This is a genomic window from Burkholderia sp. AU17457 (assembly GCF_002223255.1).
Classification (GTDB): domain Bacteria; phylum Pseudomonadota; class Gammaproteobacteria; order Burkholderiales; family Burkholderiaceae; genus Burkholderia; species Burkholderia sola.
Genome location: NZ_NKFB01000021.1, coordinates 1 through 3,053, shown reverse-complemented (window position 1 = coordinate 3,053; position 3,053 = coordinate 1). Strand labels below are relative to the sequence as shown.

The following is a 3,053-nucleotide window of genomic DNA, read 5'->3' as shown; positions in this document are numbered from 1 at the left end:
CCGACTTCGCTCGACGCGTCGTGCATCGGCGGCAACGTCGCGATGAACGCGGGCGGCAAGAAGGCCGTGCTGTGGGGCACCGCGCTGGACAACCTCGCATGGTGGCGAATGGTCGACCCGGACGGCAACTGGCTCGAAGTCACGCGCCACGAGCACAACCAGGGCAAGATCCACGACATCGCGGTCGCGCGCTTCGAACTGAAGTGGTTCGACGGCGCGTACGCGCCCGGCGAGAAGCTGCTCAAGACGGAGATGCTCGAGATCGAGGGTCGCCGGTTCCGCAAGGAAGGGCTCGGCAAGGACGTGACCGACAAGTTCCTCGCCGGCCTGCCGGGCGTGCAGAAGGAAGGCTGCGACGGGCTCATCACGTCCGCGCGCTGGGTGCTGCACAAGATGCCCGCGCACACGCGCACCGTGTGCCTCGAATTCTTCGGCCAGGCGCGCGAAGCGATCCCGAGCATCGTCGAGATCAAGGACTACCTGTTCGAGACGTCGAAGCAGGGCGGCGCGATCCTCGCGGGCCTCGAGCACCTCGACGAGCGCTACCTGCGCGCGGTCGGCTACGCGACCAAGAGCAAGCGCAATGCCTTCCCGAAGATGGTGCTGATCGGCGACATCGTCGGCGACGATGCGGATGCGGTCGCGCACGCGACGTCCGAGGTGATCCGGATGGCGAACGGCAAGAGCGGCGAAGGCTTCGTCGCGGTCAGCGCGGAGGCGCGCAAGCGCTTCTGGCTCGACCGCAGCCGCACGGCGGCGATCGCCAAGCACACGAACGCGTTCAAGATCAACGAGGACGTGGTGATCCCGCTGAACCGGATGGGCGAGTACACCGACGGCATCGAGCGGATCAACATCGAGCTGTCGCTGAAGAACAAGCTGCAGCTGGTCGACGCGCTCGAGGCGTTCTTCAAGGGCGGCAACCTGCCGCTCGGCAAGACCGACGACGCGAACGAGATCCCGAGCGCCGAACTGCTGGAAGACCGCGTGCAGCAGGCGCTGGAGCTGCTCAAGCGCGTGCGGGCACGCTGGGAATTCGTGCGCGACCGGCTCGACCAGCCGCTGCGCGAGGCGCAGCACTACCTGGTGCAGCTCGGCTACGAGGCGCTTGCGGAGAAGTTCGCCGATCGCGCGGACGAGCAGCCGGGCGCGACCGTGTTCCACATCACGCAGGACCGCACGGTGCGCATCTCGTGGAAGCAGGAGATCCGCGCGGAACTGCGCGCGATCTTCAACGGCGGCGCGTTCAAGCCGATCCTCGACGAAGCGCAGGCGATCCACAAGCGCGTGCTGCGCGGGCGCGTGTTCGTCGCGCTGCACATGCACGCGGGCGACGGCAACGTCCATACGAACATCCCGGTCAACTCCGACAACTACGAGATGCTGCAGGACGCGCACGCGTCGGTGGCCCGCATCATGACGCTGGCGCGCTCGCTCGACGGCGTGATTTCCGGCGAACACGGGATCGGCATCACGAAGCTCGAGTTCCTGACCGAGGACGAGATCGCCGAATTCCGCGCGTACAAGCAGCGCGTGGACCCGAACGGCCGCTTCAACAAGGGCAAGCTGCTCGACGGCGCCGATCTGCGCAACGCGTACACGCCGAGCTTCGGGCTGATGGGCTACGAATCGCTGATCATGCAGCAGTCCGACATCGGCGCGATCGCCGATTCGGTGAAGGACTGCCTGCGCTGCGGCAAGTGCAAGCCGGTGTGCGCGACGCACGTGCCGCGCGCGAACCTGCTGTACAGCCCGCGCAACAAGATCCTGGCGACGTCGCTGCTGGTCGAGGCGTTCCTGTACGAGGAGCAGACGCGCCGCGGCGTGTCGATCAAGCACTGGGACGAGTTCAACGACGTGGCCGACCACTGCACGGTGTGCCACAAGTGCGCGACGCCGTGCCCGGTGAAGATCGACTTCGGCGACGTGACGATGAACATGCGCAACCTGTTGCGCAAGATGGGCAAGAAGAAGTTCAACGCCGGCAATGCGGCGGGGATGTTCTTCCTGAACGCGACCAATCCGCAGACGATCAACCTCGCGCGCGGCGTGATGATGGGCGTGGGCTACAAGGTGCAGCGCTTCGCGAACGACATGCTGAAGAAGGTCGTGACGAAGCAGACGCAGCACCCGCCGGCGACGACGGGCAAGCCGCCGGCGGTCGAGCAGGTGATCCACTTCGTGAACAAGAAGATGCCGGGCAACCTGCCGAAGAAGACGGCGCGGGCGCTGCTGGACATCGAGGACAACAAGATCGTGCCGATCATCCGCAACCCGAAGTCGACGACGGTCGATTCGGAAGCGGTGTTCTACTTCCCGGGCTGCGGCTCGGAGCGGCTGTTCTCGCAGGTGGGGCTGGCGACGCAGGCGATGCTGTGGGAGGCGGGCGTGCAGACGGTGCTGCCGCCGGGCTACCTGTGCTGCGGCTATCCGCAGCGCGGCTCGGGGCAGTACGACAAGGCCGAGAAGATCGTGACGGACAACCGCGTGCTGTTCCACCGGGTCGCGAACACGCTGAACTACCTGGACATCAAGACGGTGGTGGTGTCGTGCGGCACCTGCTACGACCAGCTCGCGGGTTACGAATTCGACAAGATCTTCCCGGGGTGCCGGATCATCGACATCCACGAGTTCCTGCTCGAGAAGGGGATGAAGCTCGACGGGGTGACGGGCACGCGCTACATGTATCACGACCCGTGCCATACGCCGATCAAGACGATCGACCCGGTGAAGCTGGTCAACGAGCTGATGGGCGCGGAGAAGGACGGCTACAGGATCGAGAAGAACGATCGCTGCTGCGGCGAGTCGGGCACGCTGGCGGTCACGCGGCCGGACGTGTCGACGCAGGTGCGCTTCCGCAAGGAGGAGGAGATCCGCAAGGGGGCGGCGAAGCTGCGCGCGATTCCGGTGGTGGCGGGCGATGCGGCGGCGCCGGCGGCCGCGGGAGCGAACGGCCCGGACGTGAAGATCCTGACGAGCTGCCCGTCGTGCCTGCAGGGGCTGTCGCGCTACAACGAGGACGCGAACCTGGAGGCCGACTACATCGTGGTCGA

General features: G+C 66.2%; 1 protein-coding gene. It reads left to right on the top strand.

The genetic code is table 11. From position 1 onward, the window contains the following. The coding region (locus tag CFB49_RS35395; RefSeq protein WP_089493770.1) for an FAD-linked oxidase C-terminal domain-containing protein at nucleotides 1-3,053 on the top strand (3,053 nt) is incomplete at both ends.